The sequence below is a fragment of the Streptomyces sp. CAU 1734 genome (assembly GCF_039888735.1).
Lineage (GTDB): Bacteria > Actinomycetota > Actinomycetes > Streptomycetales > Streptomycetaceae > Streptomyces.
This window is the reverse complement of the sequence record NZ_JBDQQP010000008.1, coordinates 162,697-177,425: the sequence shown is the minus strand read 5'-3', so window position 1 is coordinate 177,425 and position 14,729 is coordinate 162,697. Positions and strand designations below refer to the sequence as shown.

The window sequence follows — 14,729 nt, the reverse complement described above, 5'->3', positions numbered from 1 at the left end:
CGGTCGGTCAGGAGTAGCGGCCGGGCTCCGGGATCTCGCCGAGGAGCCGGTGCAGACCGACCTCACGGCGCTGATAGGCGACCGGGTGGTGCAGGGTGTGGGTCCGCACGTTCCGCCAGAAGCGGTCGAAGCCGAAGGAGTTGGCGGTCGAACGGGCTCCGGTGACCTCGAAGATCCGGGAGGTCACCTCCAGGGCCACCTCGTCGGCGCGCACCTTCACCGCGGCGGTCCGCACCTTGTGCTCCCCGCGCACCCGCTCGGTCACCGTGTGGGGGTTGCGGTGCAGCTCGCGGGCCTCCTCGGCGACCTGGTCGACGAATGCCTCGGCCGCCCAGAGCTTCGCGGTGAGATCGCCGATGGTGTCCTGCACCCGGGGCTCGTCCACGGTCCGCTCATAGCCGCCCCAGCCCCGGCCCTTCTGGGTGTACTCCACCGCGGCGCGCAGCGCGCCATTGGCGACGCCGAGCCAGAGGTTGGCGAAGAGGAGCTGGCCGGTGGGGATGTTCATGGTGGCGTACGCGGGGGGCGCGGCGGGCTCGAAGACCCCGTCGCGGAAGCCGAGGGCGTCGGTCCAGGGCATGGTGACGTCCCGGATGGTCACCCCGCCGCTCTCGGTGAGCCGCTGGCCCATGTTGTCCCAGTTGCCGTGGTGCTCGACGCCGGGCTGATCGGTGGGAACCAGGCCGATGACATGGCGGCCGTCCGGCATCACCCCTTCCAGTACGGTGCGGTCGGAGACCCGGACACCGGTGCAGAAGTGCTTGGTGCCGTCGAAGACCACATGGTCGCCCATGTCCCGGGCCACCACATCGGCGTCGCGCGGGTTGAGCGCACAGCCGAAGAACCACTGTCCCCGGGCGGCCTCGCGGGCGATGCGTTCGATCTGCTCCTCGGTGCCGAGCGCGGTGGGCAGCCAGCACCAGGTGTAGTGGTCGCCGAGGAGCTGTCCGACGGAGCTGTCGGCGGCGGCGACGGCCCGGACGATCCGGTACGCCGCCGGCCACTCCAGGCCCGCGCCGCCGTGCTCCACCGGACCGAAGACGGGGACGAGTCCGGCGTCCTTGAGGAGCTGGATCTGGGCGAAGGGGGGCCGTCCCTCCTGGTCCCGGACCGCCGCGCCCTCGGTCATGACCTCGGCCACCTCGTGGGCGCGCCTGATCCATCCCTCGGTGGTGGTCGGCCGGGGAATCCCGGCCCAGGAGGGGCGGGACTCTTCCGGAACGGACTCGTGCACGATCGTGGTCACGGGGTTCTCCTCGCTCGGTGGGTGTGAAGGGGAGGGGAGGGAGGGTGGCGGGCGGCCGGTGTCAGGCGGTGCCGCCGGGGTTGTCGATCACCGAGAGCCAGTGGCCGTCCGGGCCCCGGCGGATCACATCGGTGCTGGTGCCCGCGAGGCGGAGCGGGTTCCCGTCCGGCCCGTCGCCCTCCACCACCCAGTCCGCGATGACGAGGGCGATGTCGTCGCTCACATACACATGCCGGTCCTCGATCCGCATCGGCAGCCCGAGGGCGAGGAACTCCTTGACGGCCTGCCGGGCGTCGTCGCCGGTGAGCTCGGTGCCGGGCTCCTTGACGAAGACGGCGCCCGCCGCCCGGGAGGCGAGTACGGCCTCGGCGTCACCGGAGTTGAAGGCACGGGCGAAGGCCGCGGTGTGACGGTGCGGGTCGGTGACCCCCGGCGTCTGCGGTGTGTGCGGGCTCATGGAGTGTGTCGTCCTCTCCTGTTGCGGACTGGCGGTCGGCGGTCGTTGTGTGCGGGGGGCGGGGATCTACCGGCGGCTGCCCGGTACGGCGGGCTCCCCGGTCGCGGCGGCCCAGTCGGCGTACCGGCGCAGCCCGTAGAGCAGCGGCCGGGGGTTCTCGTCCCAGCTCACCCGGCGGACCTCGCCCAGGACGACCATGTGGTCGCCCACCTCCACGGCACGGCTCAGGGTGCAGTCGGCGACCGCGTGCGCGTCGAGATCCAGATGGGGTCCGGCCGCCTCCCGGTCCAGGGTCCAGTGGACCCGGCTGAACCGGTCGGCCGCGCCGGAGGCGAAGAGCTCGGCCGTGGAACGCGCCTCCCGGCCGAGGAGGTTGACCGCGAAGGCGCCGGATTCCCTAACCGCGGCGAGGGTGTTGCTGCCGGAGCGGAGACAGACCAGCAGGGTCGGCGGGTTGAGGGTGACGCTGCTCAGTGACGAGCAGGTCATGCCCACCGGCCGGCCGCCGCGGCCCGTCGTGGTCACGACCCCGACCCCGGAGGGAAATGCGGACATCAGCGCACGGAACCCGTCCCGATGGGAGCCCGGGTCCGCCTCTGTGGTCTCTGGCATACGGCACCGCCTTTGACTGACCGGAGGGTGGGCGAGTCGTTCCTCGTGGCCGGAAACCCGGCTTGTCCTCGTGGTCAATGACGCTATAAGCGCCACCTCTCCGGGCTCTCTTCTCCGTCTCTCCGAGCGAGGAGCGGCGAAGAGAGGGACCCGCCGGGGAGCTCCCGGACACGGCGGAAGGGGCCGCCGGAGCACTGGGCTCCGGCAGCCCCTTCGGGGTCCTGACCGGCGGGAACGGGTTCGGGAACGGGGTCCGGGTACGGGCATACGGCCCGGGGACCGCGCCCCTCCCGCGGATCAGCCGGGGATCAGCTCGCGGCGCCCCGTACCGTCGCCAGCGCGCCGGCGATCCGGGTCAGCCGCCCCCCGTGGAATTCCGCGGCGGTCGCGACCTCCTTGGACATCGCCTCGTCGCTGTCCCGAATGCTGATGCCGTACGGGTTGCCGCCGGCCGCGTGCATGATGTCGTAGTCGGCGTATCCGGTGGGCACGATCACCGAACCCCAGTGGTGCATCACGTTGTACAGGGCCACGAGCGTGGTCTCCTGTCCGCCGTGCAGTTCATAGCTGCTGGTGAAGCCGGTGGCGGCCTTGTCCACCAGTTCACCGGCCTGCCACAGCCCGCTGGTCGAGTCCAGGAACTGCTTGAGCTGCGCCGCCACATTGCCGAAGCGGGTGGGGGTGCCGAAGGCGTAGCCGTCGGCCCACTGGAGGTCCTCCAGCGTCGCCTCGGGGATGCCGGCCGTGGCGTCCAGGTGCTCCCGCCAGGCCGGGTTGCTGTCGACGGCGTTCGCCGGGGCCAGCTCCGTCACACGGCGCAGCCGGACCTCCGCCCCCGCCGTTTCCGCCCCGCGCGCGATGGCCTCGGCGATGCGGTGCACATTGCCCGTGGAGGAGTAGTAGATGACGGCAATACGGGTAGTCACAGAATCTTCCATCCTGAGTCGGTGTTTTGATCTTCCTCTGCCGCGGCGGGACGGCGGCCGATGGGACAAGGCGCATCGGCCGCCGGTCAGGCCGCGTTTCCGGTGATGTCGTTGCTGAAGTCCCAGCGGTCGGGACCACCGCGCTTCGCCATCATCAGACCCACCTGGCTGCCGCGCCGGGCCGCGGCGAACCGCAGCCCCTCGGCCTCCAGTTGGAGCCAGGCCCGGGGATCGGAGTCGACCATGTCGACCATGGTCCGGCAGGCGCCCGACGGGCACTCCTCCGGTCCCGTGCCGCGCCGGTCGCCGCTGAGCCGCTGCTGGGCCCGGCGGCCGAGGCCGATCCAGCAGTCGGCCGCGCGGTCGAGAAGGGCGTGGCGCTCCCCCTCGGGCAGTTCCTGGTGGCCGCGCTCCTGGGCGTAGAGTCCGGCCAGCCGGTGGATGCGGTAGCGCACCACCCCCATCCGGTCGGCTCCGGCGACATCCACCAGGCCCCGGTCCACCAGATGCTCCAGCACCTCCTCGACCCTGGGGATCGGGGTGTCGGTCGCCGCGGAGGCCACCCAGGCGCCGAAGTCGGGCACCTGGAGCAGTCCCACGGTGAACCAGATCCGCCGGGACTGGGGGTCGAGGGCCCCCACGCTGGGCTCCAGATACGCCCGCACATTGAGCGCGCCATGACATAACTCGTCCAGCAGTCGGCCCGGTTCGGAGAGACGGGCCGTGAGGGTGCGCAGATCGAGATGGCGCCGGGCCGCCAGCCGGGCGGCGCTCGCGCGCACGGCCAGCGGCAGACCGCCACAGGCGGCGGTGATCCGGCGGATCGCCTCCGGCGACTCCTCCACCCGGGCGGAGCCGATCACATTGGAGATCAGCTCGACCGACTGCTCCCCGCTCATGGCGCCCACTTTGACGGCGTGGTTGCCGGGCAGCTCGGAGAGCATGGAGCGGCTGGTCATCAGCACCGCGGACTCCGGGCCGCCGGGCAGCAGCGGCCGTACGGAGGCGGCGGTGCGCACATCGTCCAGCACCACGAGGACCCGCCGGCCGCTCAGCAGGGAGCGGTACTGCGCCGCCCGCTCGGAGAGGTCCGCCGGAATCCGGTGGTCGGGCACGCCGAGCGCCCGCAGAAAGCCGGCGAGCACCTCGGCGGTGCTCGTCGGGGTGTGGTCGGAGTGGCCGAGGTCGGCGAAGAGCTGGCCGCCCGGGAACTGATCGCGCACCTGGTGGGCGATGTGGACGGCGAGCGCGGTCTTGCCGAGGCCGAAGTGCCCGTGCAGCCCGCAGATGCGCACCGAGTCCTGCCGGGAGGTCAGCACCCGGCGGATGACGGCCTCGTAGCCGGGCCGCGCCACATAGTCCGGCAGATCGGCGACGAGCTGCTCGGGCACCGATTCCAGCACGGCGGACCGCTGCTGCTGGGGCGCGCTCTCCTCGGGCGGCTCATCGGCCAGGATGACCTGGTGCATCGCCTGGAGCTCACGGCCCGGCTCCAGCCCCAGCTGCTCGATGAGCAGGGCCCGGCCGGCGCGGTAGATCTCCAGCGCCTCGGCCCGCCGGCCGCTGCTGTGCAGCGCGTACATCAGCTGGGCCCGTAACTGCTCGCGCAGCGGGTTCTCCTCGACGAGGACGGAGAGCTCGTCGATCAGCTCCCGGCGGTGGCCGCATTCGAGTTCCAGCCGGATGCACTCCTCCAGCACCACCAGCCGCCGCTCCTCCCATTTCGCGACCACGGCCTGCACGACGGGGCTGGAGATCTCGGAGAGGATGGGGCCGCGGAAGAGCGAGAGGGCACACCGCATCCGGGACGCCGCGAGCGACAGATCACCCTTGAGCGCCAGACCGCGGGCCTCGCCGACCTGGCGTTCGAAGCGGTGGACATCGATGCTCTCGGGGCTGATGTTGAGCGCGTAGCCGTTCGGGGTGGTCTCGATCAGCTCCCCGGCGGCACCGGCCTGGGCGAGGGACTTGCGCAGCCGCCAGATGCACGTCTGCACCTGCTCGGCGGCGGTGCGCGGCGGGTTGCCGTTCCAGATCGCCTCCATGATCCGGCCCACCGGGAGGCTTCTGCCGACATTCGCCAGCAGCAGGGAGAGAATGACGAGCTGCCGGTTCTTGCCCAGGACCACGGTCCGGTCGTCGATCGACACCTCAAGGCGTCCGAGCACGCGAAACAGCATGGCTCCCCCGCTCTCCTGCTCCAAAGCCGTGTGGTGCAGACGACGAGCGACGCCGCCCGCCGGTTTGAGTTCTGACGCCACTGTCACACCATTCCCCTTTCTCGGCCCACGGCTCATCGGCTCATGCGCTGTGGCTCTGTTTCCCTGGGTGGTCGTTCACTCGACGGTGTGGACGGTCTTCCCACGGCCGGGTCTGGGTTCCGCGCCCCGGTGGGCTCCGGTGTCCCGGACGAGCGGGCGGGTGGAGCGGGTACGGGTGGGGCCACGGCCGCGGCTGCCGATGCGGGCGCGGGTACGGATCCGGGCGGGGTACCGGGCGCCGCGTCCGGCATCAGCCGGGGTGCGCGCTTCCGGGCCACCGGACGCTGTCAGGGCCGCAGCCTGCATGAGTTATCACCGCAATCGTGTGGTTCCCGAGATCGGACGGCACTGGAGACAACGGTGAACGCCTGCCCGATACCGTGATGATCAGTCAACCGAACGGAGGAACACTCGACTTGCGCTCGACTCCGCGATGCGCGGGCCTGCGGTAACGCCGTCCTGACCATCCCGGAACCCGGTGGGCGGGATGCGGCATCTCGGCGATACCCGAGGGCTCCGGCCACCAAACCCGGCCCCCTCCCGGGCCCCGGCCGGCCACCTCCACCGCGCGGACCTGCGACGGAGCGCCGAAGGCGGACCGGAGCCGTCCGCGTCACTCCCCTGACTTCCCGGTCGCCCGGGGCGGGTTGCGGGCCACTTCTTGACAGACCGCCTCTTGACACCCACCCGGCTGGTGGCTCCCGCCCGCCTCCGAGCCCGGCTTGGTGCGGAGTTGGACAAGCTTCGGTGAATGTCCGTCATCCGGGACTCCGGGACGCGAGAACGCCCCGCGCCGGAGTCCGGGCGGGGAGGCAGGGGGCGGGCGCGGGCCGCGTACGAATCGATGAGCTCACGGGTCACCTCGGGCCCGCCGGTCCCGCGCGGCAGTGAATGCTCCTCGATGAGGAAACCGAACGCCGTGTCCGGCCGCTCCCGCAGCGGCTTCCGCCGTTCGGCCCGCGCCGGCCACCGCGCCTCTGCGGCGGGAAGCTCCGCCCCTGCTCGATCGAATCGATCACCGGCGCCGAGTACCGCACCAGCCGGGCCGGTTCCTCCCGCGTGCACCCGGCGAGGGGGAGTCATGGATCAAGCGGAGAGGCCCCCTACAGGCTGTCCCCGACATCGAAGTTCGCGGTGATCAGAGTCCCCCGATGCGTCATGGCGATCAGCAGGTATTTGCCGAGCGCGTCCAGCCCGTTGTAGACGAACTCCGCCAACTGCCAGTCCTCGGGGCCATAGAACTCGGAGCGCACCTCCAGATCCACCGGAACCTTGTCGAGCGGGAATCCCTCCCCGGCGTCCTGCACAAAGAGCGATGCACTGATCTGCGAATCGGAGAACCAGAAGATATACCCGCCTCGGGCGGTTCGCTCATTCCTTTTCGGATCGAATGAGATACCGAGCACGGATTCCACGCCATCGCGGATCTCATGGGCGAATTGGTCGCAATCCCATGCACCGAGGGCCGGCCCGATCTTGAGGTCGAGACGGTCCTCGGAGCCCAGATGCAACTTGAACACACTCACGGGAAGTTCCCCCACTGCCGAACCGGGCCGGGGCGCCCCGGAATGTTCGCCCCCTGTCCATCCTCACTCCGGACAGTACGTGTCCGGCTTCGGGCGAGCCTCACCGGATCCGGCATCCGCCGTATGGGCGTCCCCGGTGAGCCCGTGCGGTGGTTCCGCGCCCCCCGCACGGGCGAGACCCGGCGGGGGGCCGCCCTGCGGGGCGGTGGCGGGGCCAGCATCGGCGGCATGATCCGAAACAGATGTGCCGCACTTGTGCTCGCCTGCGCCTGTGTCACCACCGCCGTCGCGCCCTCCGCGCAGGCCGCGGCCCCGCTCCCCTGGCAGCTCGTCGGTACCGGCATCACCGGTGGTGTCAGCGGACTGGCGGTGGTCCCGGGGACGTCCGCCGGGCCCGGCACAGCCGATGTCGTGGTGGCGCGCGACAACAAGAAGGACCACGAGGAACGGCTGGTGTCGGTGCGTCTGCGGGACGGCCTGGAGCCCGTGGTCAGTCCCCTGCGGTGGGTCGGGGAGCCGCCGCCGAAGGATCTGGAGGCGCTCGACGGGGTGCCGGGTCTCCCGGATCACTACATCGCGCTCGGCAGCCGGGGGATCGCGTACCACGTGGTCGTGGCGGACGGGGCCGCGACCGTGGTGGGAGACCCGGTCACGCTGCCGGACCGGCGGGACGGCGACGACTACGAGAGCTTCGCTCTCGCCCAACCGGTGGCGGGGCGGACCGTCGCGGTCTGGGCGAGCAGGGGGAAGAGCGAGGAGGCGGCCGTCGTCCGGGCCGCCGCGGTGACCGTCGGGGACCGGGGCCTGGCCATCGATCCGCCGTCCGACAGAGCGGAGTTCGCCGTGCCGTTCCCGGACGAGGACGAGGTCCGCCACATCAGCGATCTGAAGATCCTGCGCGACGGCACCCTGCTGGCCTCCTCGGCCTCCGACCCCAACCAGGACGACGGCCCCTTCGCCTCGGCCGTGTACAACGCCGGATCCCTCGCCCTGGACGGCACCGGCCGCCCCGTGCTGCGGCTGAGGGCGGCGTACTGCCTGCTTCCCCTGCGCCTTTTCACCAAGGACGACAACCGCAAGGTGGAGGCCGTCGCCGTACTCCCCGACGGACGGGCGCTCTGGGGCACGGACGACGAGAACCACGGCGGCTCCCTCGCCTTCGACCGTGTCCGCACCGGGCCGACCGGTCCCTGCCCTCAGCCGCGGAACGGCTGATGTCCCCGGCTGCCACGGTCCGGGACCGTGGACAACAGCGTGTACGTGGGCAACGCGGGCGAGGACGCGGCACTGGACCGGGGCTGGCTGCCGGGGCATTTCAAGGACACCGCCGATCCGCGGCACAGCGAGGCCCGTGGAGATCAAGTGGGGTGTCCATCCGCGAGGCGATGAGCGGGCGGGCTGGGTGACCGGCGAGGAGCGCACCGCCCTGCTGGTCCTGATCAGCGGCCGGTTCCGGGTGGAGTTGCCCGGGCGCCGTGTTCTCCTCGCCCGGCGGGGGGACTACGTGGTGTGGGGCCGGGGCGTCGACCACTCCTGGTTCGCGGAGGAGGAGTCCGTCGTGCTGACCGTGCGCCGGCCCTCCGTCCCCGGTTACGAGGGTGGGTGACGGACCCCGGTCGCGAGGATCCCGAGGACCCGCACACCGGCGGGAGCAGGTGGGCCCGTGGCGGACGACGGCCGGGATGGCTCCGGCGGATCCTCAGGGGTCGGAACCCGCACACCGGGTACGGGGACGGCGAGGTGCCCGACACCGGTCCGGGCTCACGGCGGCCCTCGGCGCGGGCCCTCACCGTCCGCGCCGGTCGCGGCGGCCACGGGGCCTACAACGCCCGCGCACGGCGGGTGCGAACACTCCGGAGGTGCCGGGCGCACCGTCCGGAACTCTTATCCGACTGATGGAGGAAGTTCCATGAAGGCAGCTGTCTTCCACGAGTTCGGCGGCCCCGAGGTCCTGGTCACGGAGGAGATCCCGACTCCGGAGCCGGCCCCGGGTGAGATCCGGGTGCGGGTCCGGGCCGCCGGCGCGCAGGCGTACGACGCGGCGGTGCGCGGCGGCTGGACCCCGCCCGGAGTGACGATCACCTTCCCGCAGACCGTCGGCAACGACTTCGCGGGCACGGTCGACGCGCTGGGTGAGGGGGTGGGCGCCTTCGCGGTCGGCGACGAGGTCCTGGGCTGGGCGATCCTCTCCTCCTGCGCCGAGTATGTGGTGGTCCCCGTCGACCAGGCGGTGCCCAAGCCCGCCCATGTGCCGTGGGAGGTCGCGGGCGCGCTCTCGGCCTCCGGGCAGACCGCCCACACCGCCGTGGAGGCCCTGGAGGTCGGCGCGGGCGACACACTGCTCGTGCACGCCGCGGCGGGCGGTGTCGGCACGGTGGCGGTACAGCTGGCCAGGGAGCGGGGGGCCACCGTCATCGGCACGGCGAGCGAGCGCAACCACGAGTATCTGAAGGAGCTCGGGGTGATTCCGGTGCGCTACGGCGAGGGGCTGGCCGACCGGGTGCGCGCGGTGGCTCCGCGGGGGGTCACCGTCGCTCTCGACGCGGTCGGCGGCGACGCGCTCGACGTCTGTGTGGAGCTGGTCGCGGACCGCTCCCGGATCGGCACCCTGGTCGACTTCGGCCGGGTGGAGGAGCTCGGCGTACGGGCGATCTTCAGCCGGCGCGCCAACTCGCGCCTCGTCGAGCTCACCGGGCTCTGCGCCGAGGGCAGGCTCCGTATCGAGGTGTCCCACACCTTCCCGCTGGAGCGCGCCGCCGACGCACACCGGCAGGTGGCCACGGGGCACGCCCGGGGCAAGACCGTCGTCGTCCTCGGCTGAGCCGGTCCGGCCGGCGGCGGGCTCGGTGTCCCGGGCGCTCATGGCGCTCATGCGGCTCATGAAGTCCACGGAGCTCATCGGGACGCGGTTCGCGCCGGCTCGCCGGCGGGGTGACCGCGGCGCGGCTGTGTCGTTCACCGGACATGATCGGAATCCGTGCGCACCGGCCCGGCGAAGGCGGACCGACCGCCGCCGCCGGGCCGGTGCGCACGGCGGCGGGGCGGCCCGGGGCGCTCACCCCCGCGCCGTCACCGCCGCCCGGGGCTCACGGGGTGGTGCGCCGGGCACCCGGCACCCCGTCGGGCCCGGGCCGGGTGGGGCGCGCCGCGGCGGGGCGGCGGCGCGCGTGGCGCGGGGGATGGTTGAGCGTGGTCTGGCGGATGAACTGATGGAAGCAGGCCAGGGCCGCGAGCGGCGGAATGGCCGCGACCGCGACACCGGAGACCGTCCGCGAGGAGTGGGCGACGCAGAGAATCATCGCGATACCGGTGAAGCACAGCACGATCAGCCAGGCGTGCGTGGCCTGGCGCCGGTACATCGAGGCGCGGATGATCGAGAGACAGGCCGCCAGCCACGGGCCGAAGACGAGGAAGGGCCACCCCCGGGCCAGTCCGTCCGGGACTCCGACCAGTGCCAGATACCGCAGCGGATCGTAGGAGATCAGCGCGCTGAGCATGCCGACGGCGGTCATCACGAAGGCGGTCATCATCGCGAGCACGGCGCTCAGCAGCCGGGTGCCGCCCGGCATCTTGCGGGGGGTACGGGTCCGGTGGACCCTGCGCCGGCCCTGCGGGCGCGACGGGACGTGGACATGGGCGACCGGAGCCGCGGCCGTCACCGGCGAGGGCACCGCGCGCAGCAGCAGGGTCAGTTCCTCGTCCCAGTCCGGCGACACCACCCCGAAGTCGTCGCCCGGGCCGGCCGGCGGAAAGCCGTCACGTCGGCGGTTCAGATCGTCAGGGGTGTGCCGGAACGTCTCTCCGTACCAGTCCACCGGCCCCTGGTGCGGAAGGGGATCGGCGCCGAACATCCCCGGCGGGTCATACATTCCGCACCTTTTCCCGCCTGTTCGCCGCCGTGGAATGGGGAGCCTGGTAACGGCTCGAAGGGGATCCGTCGAGCCGTGCGTGAAAGTCCTGCCTAATGCTCTCCAGGGCATCGAGCAATTCCGCGAGAATATCGGCGCACACCGCCGGATTCGGGCGCTTGACGGCACCGTGGACGGCGGCTCCGGGCGCCGGTGCCTCCAGGGCCGATGGTGTGGGGGCCGGCGAAAGAGCGAGCCGGGGGAGAACAGTCAGGCGCGAAATGTCGCAATTCGAATTTGTCACCCCCGGCCAACGAGCCCGGCGGCCCCGCCGCAATGCGTCGACCGGGTGACCGAACACGGAACGGGGGTGAAGCGGACATCACCGGCTTGACGCGGGGTGGCTATGGTGTGTTCGTCGGATCCGCGTTCGGGTGAACTCCGTTCGCCCCGCGCAGGTGTTGACGGGTCCGCGGCGATTCCGCGCGGGCGGCCGGGCCGGGGGCTTCAGACGGGGGGCCGGGTCACGGTCTCGGCCTGCGGTGCCAGCAGCAGGGCCACCAGTTCACGGCGGCTCCGGACACCGGTCTTGGTGAATACCGATTTGAGATGGTCCTGCACCGTGGCCGGGGTGAGAAAGAGTCCGGCGGCTATCTCGCGAGTGCTTTTTCCCCGCACCGCGTGGAGGGCGACTTCCTGCTCCCTCGGGGAGAGCCGCAGTGCCATCAGGGTGAGCGGGATGATCTGTGTGGGTGACGCCGGCTGGGCGACCACGACGACATTCCCGTCGGCGCGGCCGTCGAGGAGCGAGGCATGCACGGCGAGCCATTCGCCGCCGGGTCTGCGCAGCCGCGCCCAGGAAGGGGCCTGCTGCCGGGACGAGACGGCATTGTGCCGGGCCCATTCCGCGACACAGGTCATCACGGTGGGCAGGCCCGCGGGTAATTCGGCCTGCTCGGAGAGTTCGGCGAGCAGGGCCTGCGCTCCGGGGTCCGCGGCGGCGAGCCGGCCGGAGGAGGCGATCACCACCACCGCCGGGGTGATGGGGCCGGGCTCGACGGCGGGTTCGGGCAGGGCGTACCGGCTCAGCGCGCCGGCGATCACCCGGGCGGCGCGCTGGGCGAGCCGCAGTTCCCGCTCCCCGAAGGGGGGCTGGTCATCGGCGCGCATCAGGGCGGCGGCGCCCCAGCGTCCGCCGTGGGCATCCAGATTGATCCGCAGCTCGTCGCCCCAGCCGTGGTGGACGAGGAGTTCGCGGTAGCGGACGCTGCGCTCGGGCTGTCCGCCGGTGGAACGGCTGATGGTGTCGGCGAGGCGCCCGGCCCGCCGGATGCCCTCGAACCGGGTGGGATCGACCGACCAGAGCTCCAGCTCGGCGGCGACCTCGAAGCCGTCGGGCGCCAGCCCCTCGGCGACGGTGGAGGTCAGCAGACCGGTGACCGGGTCGGCACCGTGCCAGCAGCCGGCGTCGAATCCGAGCGCGGGCCTCAGCACCGTGGTGAGCTGCTGGAAGAACTGTTCCAGCGGGAGGCCGGCCGATGCCAGATCGCCGATGGTTCCCACGAGGTTGCGGTCGATGTCACGGGTAGTCGCCACGCCCCTAACATAGGGCGCCGCCCCCGGGACTCCCACAGTTATGGGATGTCTTCGGCCGCCGCCGCGGGACAGGATTTGTCTCGGCTCCTCCGCACGGGGAGGAGCCGGAACACCATCGGCGGATCGGCGGCCGGTCCCGGGAGTCTCCCGGGGTCCGGCGCGATCCGCCGGACGGATCGCGGCTCTGTGCGTGTGCCGGTCGGGGGGGACGAATTCAGGTCGTCCCCGCTCCGGCACCTGCCCTCGGCCCGGCCCGCGCCGGGTACCCCACGCCCTGGCGCCGGCCGGGCATCCGACTTCCCGTCGCGGGCCTGGCCGGGGCCCGCGGCGGGATGCCGCGTGGAGTACGGAGAACGTGCGGTGCGGGCCGGCGCCGGGGGGAGCCGGCCGGTGTGCCGCAGGGGGGCCGGGACGGGGGAGTCGGGGCCCCGGGAGCCCGCCGGGTCCGGTGTCGCGCCCGTGTACGCGGCGGTACGGACCCGGCGGGCGCACCCCGCGACGGCCGCCCCCGTTCAGGACGGCCCGCCGGTCAGGGTGAAGCCGCGGTATCCGTCCCGGGCCACATCGGCGCACTCCTCGCGGTACCGGTCCAGGCCCCCGGTGTAGACCATGAACACCCGCGGTTTGCCGGGCACATTGGCGCCGGTGTACCAGGACGCGGTGGCCGGGTAGAGGGTCGGCGCGGCGGTCTCCGCGACATGGGCGCCCCACGCCTCCTCGGCGCCGGGGGTGGCGTCGATCTCCGTGATCCCGTTGCGCCGCAGATGGTCGACGCACTCCGTGATCCACTCCACGTGCTGCTCTATGGAGACGACCATATTGGTGAGCACGGAGGGGCTCAGGGGCCCGGTGATGGTGAAGAGATTGGGAAATCCGGCCGAGATCAGTCCCAGCAGATTCCGCGGGCCGTCCGCCCACTTCTCCCGAAGGGTCACTCCGCCCCGGCCGGTGATGTCGACCGCGGTCAGGGAGCCGGTCATGGCGTCGAAGCCGGTGGCGAAGACGATCGTGTCGAAGACGCGCTCCTGGTCGGAGCAGCGGATTCCCTTCGGGGTGATCTCCTCGATCGGGGTCCGGCTCAGATCCACCAGGGACACCCCGGGTCTGTTGAAGGTGTCGTAGTAGCCGGTGTCCAGACAGGGGCGCTTGGTGCCGAAGGGGTAGCCGCGCGGCGACAGGCGCTCGGCGGTCTCCGGGTCGGCCACGGTCGCCCGGATCTTGGACCGGATGAACTCGGCGACGGTCTCATTGGCCCGCTCGTCGACGAGAAGGTCGGTGTAGGAGCGGAGCAGCGCGCTCAGCAGCCCGGTGTTCCAGGCCGCCTCATAGGCGGCGGTGCGCTCCGCCTCGCTCACCTCCAGGGCCGACTCGGTCGGCATGTCGCAGACGGAGCCGCCCCTGGAGCGGCGCTGCGCGGCGCGGAATTCGGGGTAGCCCGCCTTGTGGCGGGTGACCTCGGCGCCGGTCAGGGGACGGTTGAGGGCCGGCATCGAGTAGGCCGGGGTGCGCTGGAAGACGGTGAGCTCGGCGGCCTGTTCGGCGATGACCGGGATGAGCTGGACACCGGAGGAGCCGGTGCCGATCACGGCGACTCTGCGGCCCGTGAAGGAGACGGGCTCCCGGGGCCAGCGGGAGGTGTGGTGGACCTCGCCGGTGAAGGCGCCGGCTCCGGGGATGTCGGGCTCCGTGGCGGTGGAGGTGCAGCCGGACGCCATGATCAGGAAGCGGGCGGTGACCCTCTCCCCGGTGTCGGTGGAGATCCGCCAGCTCCGGTCGGCCTCGTCGTACGCCGCCCGGGTCACCCGGGTGCTCAGGGTGATGCCGGCGCGCAGTCCGAAGCGGTCGGCCACATGGTGGAGATAGCGCAGGATCTCCGGCTGGGTCGCGTACTTCTCGCTCCAGGTCCACTCCTGGTCGAGCTCGGGCGAGAAGGAGAAGGAGTACGAGAGGCTCTCGATGTCGCAGCGGGCTCCGGGGTAGCGGTTCCGGTACCAGGTGCCGCCGATGTCGTCACCGGCCTCGAAGACCCGTGTCGTGAAGCCGAGTTCGCGCAGCCGGTACAGCTGGTACAGGCCGGAGAAACCGGCTCCGACGATGACGGCGTCGACTCGCTCGGTGGTGTCCATGGGGCTCTCCTGGTGGGGGGTGCCGGTGGGGGTGGTGTGCATGCAGAGGGCTGGTGGGATGGTGCGCCAGTCCGGTCCGCGCCGCCGGAAATCGGGGTGAGTTGGCTCGGAATGCGGCGGAGTTGGCGAGA

Annotated in this window: 12 protein-coding genes and 1 pseudogene; 3 read left to right on the top strand and 10 right to left on the bottom strand. The window is 72.0% G+C overall.

Annotated elements, in window-relative coordinates; genetic code table 11:
• Positions 1–7: 7 nt before the first annotated feature.
• The 7 genes from AAFN69_RS17305 to AAFN69_RS17275 all read right to left on the bottom strand — a co-directional run bounded on the left by AAFN69_RS17305 (position 8) and on the right by AAFN69_RS17275 (position 7,028).
• Entirely contained in the window at positions 8–1,237 is a 1,230-nt protein-coding gene (locus AAFN69_RS17305; protein ID WP_347729582.1) for an acyl-CoA dehydrogenase family protein, read from the bottom strand.
• 70 nt (positions 1,238–1,307) lie between these two features.
• Positions 1,308–1,703: a DUF4440 domain-containing protein gene (locus AAFN69_RS17300; protein WP_347729415.1), complete on the bottom strand. Its 396-nt coding sequence runs from the start codon at positions 1,701–1,703 to the stop codon at positions 1,308–1,310.
• A 66-nt stretch (positions 1,704–1,769) separates the two neighbouring features.
• On the bottom strand, positions 1,770–2,315 hold the full coding sequence (locus tag AAFN69_RS17295; RefSeq protein ID WP_347729414.1) for a flavin reductase family protein: 546 nt from the start codon (positions 2,313–2,315) through the stop codon (positions 1,770–1,772).
• Between the two features lie 308 nt (positions 2,316–2,623).
• Positions 2,624–3,241 (bottom strand): NAD(P)H:quinone oxidoreductase, encoded by a 618-nt coding sequence (gene wrbA / locus AAFN69_RS17290; RefSeq protein WP_347729413.1) that lies wholly within the window; start codon positions 3,239–3,241, stop codon positions 2,624–2,626.
• Between the two features lie 86 nt (positions 3,242–3,327).
• Positions 3,328–5,421 carry a BTAD domain-containing putative transcriptional regulator gene (locus AAFN69_RS17285; protein ID WP_347729412.1) on the bottom strand — a complete coding sequence of 698 codons (2,094 nt, stop codon included), beginning with the start codon at positions 5,419–5,421 and terminating at the stop codon, positions 3,328–3,330.
• A gap of 468 nt (positions 5,422–5,889) precedes the next feature.
• Positions 5,890–6,585, bottom strand: a complete 696-nt coding sequence (locus AAFN69_RS17280) for a Scr1 family TA system antitoxin-like transcriptional regulator (protein WP_347729411.1) — start codon at positions 6,583–6,585, stop codon at positions 5,890–5,892.
• Between the two features lie 20 nt (positions 6,586–6,605).
• Complete coding sequence (locus AAFN69_RS17275) at positions 6,606–7,028, bottom strand: hypothetical protein (RefSeq protein ID WP_347729410.1); 423 nt, start codon at positions 7,026–7,028, stop codon at positions 6,606–6,608.
• A gap of 228 nt (positions 7,029–7,256) precedes the next feature.
• On the opposite strand from AAFN69_RS17275, the gene AAFN69_RS17270 reads away from it, so the two are divergent.
• The 3 genes and pseudogenes from AAFN69_RS17270 (at position 7,257) to AAFN69_RS17260 (ending at position 9,849) form a co-directional block, all read left to right on the top strand.
• Positions 7,257–8,243 (top strand): hypothetical protein, encoded by a 987-nt coding sequence (locus AAFN69_RS17270; RefSeq protein ID WP_347729409.1) that lies wholly within the window; start codon positions 7,257–7,259, stop codon positions 8,241–8,243.
• A gap of 27 nt (positions 8,244–8,270) precedes the next feature.
• Positions 8,271–8,634: pseudogene (locus AAFN69_RS17265) on the top strand (signal peptidase I).
• A gap of 303 nt (positions 8,635–8,937) precedes the next feature.
• Positions 8,938–9,849, top strand: coding sequence for an NADP-dependent oxidoreductase (locus tag AAFN69_RS17260; RefSeq protein WP_347729408.1), 912 nt, complete (start codon positions 8,938–8,940; stop codon positions 9,847–9,849).
• 265 nt (positions 9,850–10,114) lie between these two features.
• On the opposite strand, the gene AAFN69_RS17255 is transcribed toward AAFN69_RS17260, so the two are convergent.
• The 3 genes from AAFN69_RS17255 to AAFN69_RS17245 form a co-directional block, all read right to left on the bottom strand.
• On the bottom strand, positions 10,115–10,897 hold the full coding sequence (locus AAFN69_RS17255) for a DUF2637 domain-containing protein (RefSeq protein WP_347729407.1): 783 nt from the start codon (positions 10,895–10,897) through the stop codon (positions 10,115–10,117).
• 486 nt (positions 10,898–11,383) lie between these two features.
• Positions 11,384–12,472, bottom strand: coding sequence for a helix-turn-helix transcriptional regulator (locus AAFN69_RS17250; protein ID WP_347729406.1), 1,089 nt, complete (start codon positions 12,470–12,472; stop codon positions 11,384–11,386).
• A 512-nt stretch (positions 12,473–12,984) separates the two neighbouring features.
• Positions 12,985–14,598: an NAD(P)/FAD-dependent oxidoreductase gene (locus AAFN69_RS17245; RefSeq protein WP_347729405.1), complete on the bottom strand. Its 1,614-nt coding sequence runs from the start codon at positions 14,596–14,598 to the stop codon at positions 12,985–12,987.
• Positions 14,599–14,729 lie beyond the last annotated feature (131 nt).

Coding starts and splice junctions, on each gene's coding strand:
- AAFN69_RS17260 (WP_347729408.1), top strand. CDS start 8,938: ATGAAGGCAGCTGTCTTCCACGAGTTCGGCGGCCCCGAGGTCCTGGTC.
- AAFN69_RS17285 (WP_347729412.1), bottom strand. CDS start 5,421: ATGCTGTTTCGCGTGCTCGGACGCCTTGAGGTGTCGATCGACGACCGG.
- AAFN69_RS17280 (WP_347729411.1), bottom strand. CDS start 6,585: ATGACTCCCCCTCGCCGGGTGCACGCGGGAGGAACCGGCCCGGCTGGT.
- AAFN69_RS17255 (WP_347729407.1), bottom strand. CDS start 10,897: ATGTATGACCCGCCGGGGATGTTCGGCGCCGATCCCCTTCCGCACCAG.
- AAFN69_RS17270 (WP_347729409.1), top strand. CDS start 7,257: ATGATCCGAAACAGATGTGCCGCACTTGTGCTCGCCTGCGCCTGTGTC.
- AAFN69_RS17245 (WP_347729405.1), bottom strand. CDS start 14,598: ATGGACACCACCGAGCGAGTCGACGCCGTCATCGTCGGAGCCGGTTTC.
- AAFN69_RS17295 (WP_347729414.1), bottom strand. CDS start 2,315: ATGCCAGAGACCACAGAGGCGGACCCGGGCTCCCATCGGGACGGGTTC.
- AAFN69_RS17300 (WP_347729415.1), bottom strand. CDS start 1,703: ATGAGCCCGCACACACCGCAGACGCCGGGGGTCACCGACCCGCACCGT.